The following is a 7132-nucleotide window of genomic DNA, read 5'->3' on the forward strand; positions in this document are numbered from 1 at the left end:
GGGGGTATAAATCGCTCAACCTGGGCCTTCTGGTTTCAATCCTCGCCCAGTCGGGTGACCGGGCGCTACCAGCGCAGGCGCAAAAATACGCAGCAAAATACGAGGTTTCAATCCTCGCCCAGTCGGGTGACCGGGCGCTACCAGTTAGCGACAGATGAATCCTGGTCTGGATTGGTGTTTCAATCCTCGCCCAGTCGGGTGACCGGGCGCTACCTCGATTTATGCCGCCAACAGTGTTGGTTGGGTTGTTTCAATCCTCGCCCAGTCGGGTGACCGGGCGCTACTTGTCTCCGGTTAAGGCAACAGATGACCCATTGAAGTTTCAATCCTCGCCCAGTCGGGTGACCGGGCGCTACATGATGCATTAAATCTGCACCCTAACAAGTCCGGGTTTCAATCCTCGCCCAGTCGGGTGACCGGGCGCTACTTTGCATGGTTCTGTGGAGGCATATCAAGAACTGGTTTCAATCCTCGCCCAGTCGGGTGACCGGGCGCTACGGTCTGATAAGCTTCACCATGATGGAGATAAAATGTTTCAATCCTCGCCCAGTCGGGTGACCGGGCGCTACCTATTGTGTCCTTGCCGGTAGCTCCGAATAAGGCGTTTCAATCCTCGCCCAGTCGGGTGACCGGGCGCTACCTGCTAGGGCAAATCCAGCCATCAAACCGAAGCAGTTTCAATCCTCGCCCAGTCGGGTGACCGGGCGCTACCTTATTGATGCATTCCACGTTCTTCGGTGTTCTAAGTTTCAATCCTCGCCCAGTCGGGTGACCGGGCGCTACTTGACTCTTCCGTCTTTCATTTCTGGATGCTTGTGTTTCAATCCTCGCCCAGTCGGGTGACCGGGCGCTACCTGGCTTCAGCGCGAAACCGCTCACCCCCATGGGTGTTTCAATCCTCGCCCAGTCGGGTGACCGGGCGCTACTTCAGCAAGAATGGTAAGTATATGGTTCAAAGCAAGTTTCAATCCTCGCCCAGTCGGGTGACCGGGCGCTACTAATGATGCTACCATTGCCTTCAATCCAGCCACAGTTTCAATCCTCGCCCAGTCGGGTGACCGGGCGCTACGTGGGCGGGATCAACCGGTCTACCTGGGCCTTCTGGTTTCAATCCTCGCCCAGTCGGGTGACCGGGCGCTACCCAATATTGGGCTTGGTGCACGCGATCTTGTGGCAGTTTCAATCCTCGCCCAGTCGGGTGACCGGGCGCTACATAAGATGATTTTAGTAATAACAATTAGAGAGAGGTTTCAATCCTCGCCCAGTCGGGTGACCGGGCGCTACCACAGATGTTCCTGAATTTCCTCCTATTGAGGGGGTTTCAATCCTCGCCCAGTCGGGTGACCGGGCGCTACAACGCCCACCAGCTTTGTGCCTCGCCAGCAGAGTGTTTCAATCCTCGCCCAGTCGGGTGACCGGGCGCTACGTATTAGCTGATCTGAGTAACACACTAGAGATGGGTTTCAATCCTCGCCCAGTCGGGTGACCGGGCGCTACACCTGTTCAAAGTGAGGGTGATTTGGGTCGCTAGAGTTTCAATCCTCGCCCAGTCGGGTGACCGGGCGCTACATAAAGAGATTGATGCGCTTAAGGCCAAGATTGAGGTTTCAATCCTCGCCCAGTCGGGTGACCGGGCGCTACTGATGATGTTGTCGGGTTGCCTGAACTTATCGAAGTTTCAATCCTCGCCCAGTCGGGTGACCGGGCGCTACAGTACAGTTACAACTTCTTGATACATCATCAAAATTCGAGCAGTTTGCGCGAACATGAGATTTTCCTTGACTGCATGTAACAGATAAAAGGAGGGGTAAATTATTTTTCTATTCTGTATCATGTAGTTAGATGTGGCGCGAACCGATCGGTATTTGGCCGATGCTACAGGTTCGCGCGTATCAGATGGTGAGTGGCCCTTCAAAATCAACTGCCTTGAAATTTCCATATTCTTTTACGTGGAGTTTAATTGGTTCGGTTAACCGATACAGTCGCAGATTATCTTCCTGCTCGTCTATTTCTGCCAGCAGGCGGCGTTCCAGTTCTTCATATTGCATCAAATCAATACGGCATTCAAATACGGATTTTTGCACACGCTGCCCGATGCTTTCGCAAACTTTTGCGATTCGTCGCAATCGTTTGCGGCCAGCTTTGGTTTCTGTTGAAACGTCGTAGGTAACAATAATCAGCATCACTATCTGGTCAGGAAAGGGAGATAACCATCCATTTCGCCGCGTATAACACGGGCCATGAATCTTGCCTGAAGTTGCGGCAGCAGGCCGATAGGCACTTTGCTTCCCAGTAACGGATGGGTAACTTCTTCCTGCTTGCGTTCCTGATAAGCAACGACTACAGCTTTCCTGGCTTTGTCCTCCAGATGGACTGCCCCGCCTTCCCGCACCTGCAAATCCTGTGCGGTGATCTGCCCGCGGTTGATCAGCGTCAGTACCAGCCGGTCGGCCAGGAATGCACGGAATTCCTCCATCAGATCCAGTGCTAGTGCAGCTCTTCCTGGGCGTATTGCATGCAAAAAACCTATTTGCGGATCCAGTCCGACACTTTCCAGTGCCGAGCGGCAATCATTCATGACCATGGAATAAATAAATGAAAGCATGGCATTGAAACGATCACGTGGCGGGCGGCGTGTTCGTCCGTCCATTGTAAAGAATTTACGTATATCTTTGCGGACCAGATGGGGCAGAGCAGAAAAATAAGTTTTAGCCGCATCTCCCTCAATCCCGCGTACATGATCAAGATTTCTTGATTGTGGCAAGCTTCGGATTGAGAAGGCCAGAGATTCCGAGGCACCGCTCAATATTCTCTGGTCAGCCTCGTCGTTACTTTCGCGTGCACCGCGTAGCAGTACCTGCCGTGCATTGCGCAATTTGCCGGCAATGATTGCCTGTGTAGTTGCCAACGCAAAATTTTTATCGTTCGCTTTGCGATGCTGAGCCTGGCGTAGTAAAACATTGCCGCTGACCGAACCTTCCAGGCGAGCCTTGAAGCGGCCATTAGCATCCACCAGTACGAGGCTGATGCCATTATCAGCACAACGATGCATCAGGGCCGGGGAAAGCAGCACGTTACCAAAGCATACGACTGAGCCCAGATGATGTAACGGTACCTGTAATTTCTTTTCTCGTTCCACATCGATGCGCAGGGTATCGTTTTCCAGATGTGCATAAGCGTTGGGAGTCAGGATATAAAGGGTATTGAGAATCTGGCGCATAGTCTGTTTTGATCAGTTAATCATTGACAGTAAATAACGCTGCCTGTGCTGTTCGGTAATTCGACTTCTGCGCCAATACTTCTGGCTGACAAATGTCTTTCAGCGAACATTCCCTGCAACGTGCGTCATTTGCAGGAGGTGGTAAAGTGTCGGTCGCCAGCAATGCACGAATGGCAGCAACTGTTTTTTCCACCTGCGCTCGCAAAGCAGAGGTGATGATGACTTCCCGCCGGCGCCGTGAGGAATGGTGATAAATTGAACCGTGCGTGACGGGTTTGCTGGTCATTTCCTCCAGACATATTGCTTGAGCGGCGAGTTGCAGATCATCATGCAGTTTGGCCCGTTTTTTCCCATGTTTGTATTCCACCGGATGAATCTGCCCGTCGGGGTAAAATTCAACGATATCGCACTTGCCGATCAGCCCCAGCCGATCGGACCATACCGGTAAAGAACGTTCGCTGCGTACGCCTTCAAAGGTTTCGAAACCAGGGTCGTCCACATGCTCATGGACGGCGTTACCTCGCATGGTGTGAACGTTTTGATCAAAGGCCTGCTCCAGATGGATCAATGCGCACTGGCGCGGGCAGTAGCTCCAGTGTTGGAGGGCGGAAAGCATGATGGGGTCGTCGGATTCACCACTCATGCTGCTATCAGCCAACAATACGCTGTAATGTCACACCCTGCGGCAAGTCCGCCTCATCTACCATAACGGTGTAATCACTAAAGTCACGTACGATGGAATTTTCATTTTTCAGTTTGGGCTGAATGCGTGCGAATAAACTGTGAGCCGGAGCGTTACCCAGTTCGCTGTTATGTTTGAACACATACAGCCCCCGGGTTGCCATTTCACCTCGTGCAGCAGAGCGATCATGCTCGAACATGCTTTCGAGTGCCTGCCACAGCAATTCGAGGTCGTCTTCACCAAAATCGGTTTGGTTGGCAAGATGGGCAGAGATAAAACCGTGGGCAACGTAGAGACCGTACGGTACGGTGAATTTGCGGCCCATGGTACGGTTGTCGCCAGACTGTTTTTCAGCTTCCGCTTCAGTAGCGACAGCCATGCGGGTAATGGAATGCTCCAACGCCACGATAGGATTGATAGAGCGGGCAAAGGTGAGTTGTACCGGGCCGCGTACTTGGCCACAGTTGATGCCAGTAGACATGACAGCCCCAAACGTGCGTACATCATAGAAATTTTTACACATCCACTGACGAGCTTCTTCAACGGCATTGCCTCCTTTACGCTTTTTATCCTCTCCTTCCAGCAGCTCGGGTTTGCCGATGCCGACATAGGCGCGCTTGTTCTGGTTATTGAGAATGGCTTTCTCTTTAACGTAAATCTCGAAGCGTTTTTTGTCTCCATTCAAGGATTCTGTTACTTCTGACTGATCCCTGGTCATACTGACAAAGTTACGCACTTTGCGTTTCAGGGCGACATCCGTCATCAATCCCAGCCCGGTTTCCGCATCGACACGCGGCAGATTGCCTGCATCTGGATCGCCATTCGGGTTGCCGTCTTTTACATCGAATAGCAATACAAAGTCATAGCGGTTTTTCAGTGTCATGGTGATTATTCTCCTTTATTAGCAGGTTCGGATTTAGTGAAGAAGGCTTGTCGTTGATGGTAATATCCGATAGCAAAACGCCCTTGATCGGCCAGATTTAGATGTGCCGGGAAGTCGCTGATACTGGCCATAATTTCGCCGATAAGTTTTTCAAAAAAGCGTTTACGTCCTTCTTCCAGCTTGGCAAGATGATGATTTTTCAGCTTCATCAGGTTGGCAAATACGGTAACCGGCGTACTGGAGGCTGCGCCATAGAAGCGATCCCGAATCGTGGCGTTTAGCCCCGGGCTGGATTCTTCCTGTATCTTTTCCAGCGCGGCAAACAGACGGCCGGTACGGTAACCGGGATTGGTATTGGAATTATCGAGTGACACTGTGATCTCCTTTTCTTGAGAGGATGAACGATGTGCCTGCCGGTTCAAACAGGCTTTGATGAGTGAGGCACGAGGGCAGGTGATTTCCCGTTCTGCACGAATGCGGCGCACAGCGGCAGCCAGCAGAGTTTGCGGATAAGGTAACCCTTCCAGAATGGCTCGCATGAAATCACCGGCCAGATTGGGCGGAATGTTTTCCGATTTGCCTTGTGCGGCTGTGGAAACCAGCAGACGGAAAAGCGAGAGATAAGGTTTCTCGAAGCTGGCGTGAACAATCTTCAGATCCTCGAAATGCCGACGTATCCGCTGCGACATTCCGGCAGCCGTGCCTGTCAGCCAGAAACGCACACTGATGCGCGCTGCATTGGGAGCCAGCCCCAGCACATAAAAAGGAGTATCACCCCCCTCATTGGAAAATGTGCCGGTCTCTGGTGACTTGAATAAGGCTTCAATGGCGCGCGTTTGTCTTGCTGGATCATCCTTGGGCGGCTCATCAAAAATACTGGCAAATGAATCCTCCAGTGGAGAAGATTGCTCGGACCAGAACACGGTAGAAGCGTCACCCACCTGAATGCGCTGGGTACTTTCTCTGCTTAATAAATGGTTGAGTGCAGTGGTGTAGGCAAAAGCAGCATGTTTGCCAACGGGTGCATTGGCACCCTGTTCTTTGGCAAAAGAGTTGAATGCCTCCTTATTGAAGGAAACTATATTCGCACCGCTGGTCTGGGCGCCCCAGACACCTTTGATGGCGGTATGCAGGCGCTCGAAGTGGTCAGGTTTGCCAGTAATCAGACAGATGATTTTTTCTGTTTCTGTACTTGCATTTTCAAACAGGGTGTAGACTGCCGGGCGCTGGCAAACCAGCTCCTTATCACCACTTAGCCGGAAGGTAAGAATGGAGTTGGTGTCACGAATTTCTGACCAGAGCGGGTTATTTGTTTAGTCCCACGGTGTGCTGGAATGGATCAAAGATAAAACGATCTGGCTCATTTTTCCAGATTTTGCAGATGTATTCATAGGGTGTTAGGCCTTTGAGAGCTTTTAGTCTTTTGGCGAAGTTATAAGCCATCACAAAGCGATGGAGATGGGCCTTCAACTGATCGTGTGAGTCGTAATAATACCGTTTTACAGTCGCATCCTTGATGGTTCGATTCATGCGTTCAACCTGACCATTGGTCCAGGGATGGTTGGGTTTGGTGAGACGGTGCTCGATGCCGTTGATCTGACAACACCTATCGAACATATGCGTTACATACTGAGCCGTTGGCCCATTCCGATAACGCGCCGGGAACGTAAACTGGATACCGTTATCAGTCAGGATTGTATGGATCTTGTAGGGAACAGTCTCGATCACGGCCTTCAAGAAGGCGGTTGCCGTGTTGCGGTTGGCTTTGTTCTGGAGTTGAACAAAAACGAACTTTGATGTCCGGTCAATGGCTACAAAAAGATAGAGTTTACCTTCCTTCGTACGAACTTCGGCAATATCAATATGGAAGTAGCCAATTGGATAGGCATTAAACTTTTTCTTTGGCTTGTCACCATCAACCTCCGGCAACCGACTGATGCCATGCCGTTGAAAGCAGCGATGCAGGCTTGAGCGGGTTAAATGCGGAATGCTTGGTTGCAAGGCATATAGACAATCATCCAGCGGTAGAAGCGTATGTTTGCGAAACGCCACAACAGCGGCTTCTTCTTCCAGACTTAAAACAGTCGAGTGCGACTCTTTGGGGCCCATCGGTGCATCGTGGGTGAATTCCCGCTTCCGCCACTTCGCTACCGTTTTTGGATTAATCCCATGCCGCTTGGCCAGAACATTCAGACTCTCTTGACTATTTTGTATCGCTCGACGCACCGCCGCTGTCGTGCGGGCGCTTCCGTGTAATATCTGTCCCATAAATCATCCCTCCGTAGCTGGTTATATGTTACACCAGCACACCGTGGGACTAAACATCTAAGCGCCAAGTCAGGTATCA

At 51.4% G+C, this 7132-nt stretch carries 6 protein-coding genes and 1 CRISPR repeat array; all 6 genes read right to left on the reverse strand.

The window, feature by feature from the left end; translation table 11 throughout:
• The first annotated feature begins 32 nt into the window (after positions 1-32).
• Positions 33-1712: a CRISPR direct-repeat array (repeat unit 37 nt; unit sequence GTTTCAATCCTCGCCCAGTCGGGTGACCGGGCGCTAC).
• Between the two features lie 180 nt (positions 1713-1892).
• Genes cas2 through ABF86_RS10455 form a run of 6 tightly spaced genes read right to left on the reverse strand, consistent with a single transcriptional unit; the run spans position 1893 to position 7053 of the window.
• Positions 1893-2183 (reverse strand): CRISPR-associated endonuclease Cas2, encoded by a 291-nt coding sequence (cas2, locus tag ABF86_RS10430; protein ID WP_011634094.1) that lies wholly within the window; start codon positions 2181-2183, stop codon positions 1893-1895.
• Positions 2184-2185: 2 nt separating this feature from the next.
• On the reverse strand, positions 2186-3220 hold the full coding sequence (gene cas1c, locus ABF86_RS10435) for a type I-C CRISPR-associated endonuclease Cas1c (RefSeq protein ID WP_074685266.1): 1035 nt from the start codon (positions 3218-3220) through the stop codon (positions 2186-2188).
• Positions 3221-3236: 16 nt separating this feature from the next.
• Entirely contained in the window at positions 3237-3863 is a 627-nt protein-coding gene (cas4, locus tag ABF86_RS10440) for a CRISPR-associated protein Cas4 (protein WP_011634096.1), read from the reverse strand.
• A gap of 7 nt (positions 3864-3870) precedes the next feature.
• A complete protein-coding gene (gene cas7c, locus ABF86_RS10445; protein ID WP_074685268.1) occupies positions 3871-4785 on the reverse strand; it encodes a type I-C CRISPR-associated protein Cas7/Csd2 in 915 nt (304 codons plus the stop codon).
• Positions 4786-4790: 5 nt separating this feature from the next.
• The gene (gene cas8c / locus ABF86_RS10450) at positions 4791-6074 is read right to left on the reverse strand and encodes a type I-C CRISPR-associated protein Cas8c/Csd1 (RefSeq protein WP_160803591.1); all 1284 of its coding nucleotides are present in this window, start codon (positions 6072-6074) and stop codon (positions 4791-4793) included.
• Positions 6075-6090: 16 nt separating this feature from the next.
• The gene (locus tag ABF86_RS10455) at positions 6091-7053 is read right to left on the reverse strand and encodes an IS481 family transposase (protein ID WP_160803590.1); all 963 of its coding nucleotides are present in this window, start codon (positions 7051-7053) and stop codon (positions 6091-6093) included.
• Positions 7054-7132: the final 79 nt, after the last annotated feature.

Source organism: Nitrosomonas sp. GH22 (assembly GCF_009833115.1).
Taxonomy (GTDB): Bacteria; Pseudomonadota; Gammaproteobacteria; order Burkholderiales; family Nitrosomonadaceae; genus Nitrosomonas; species Nitrosomonas eutropha.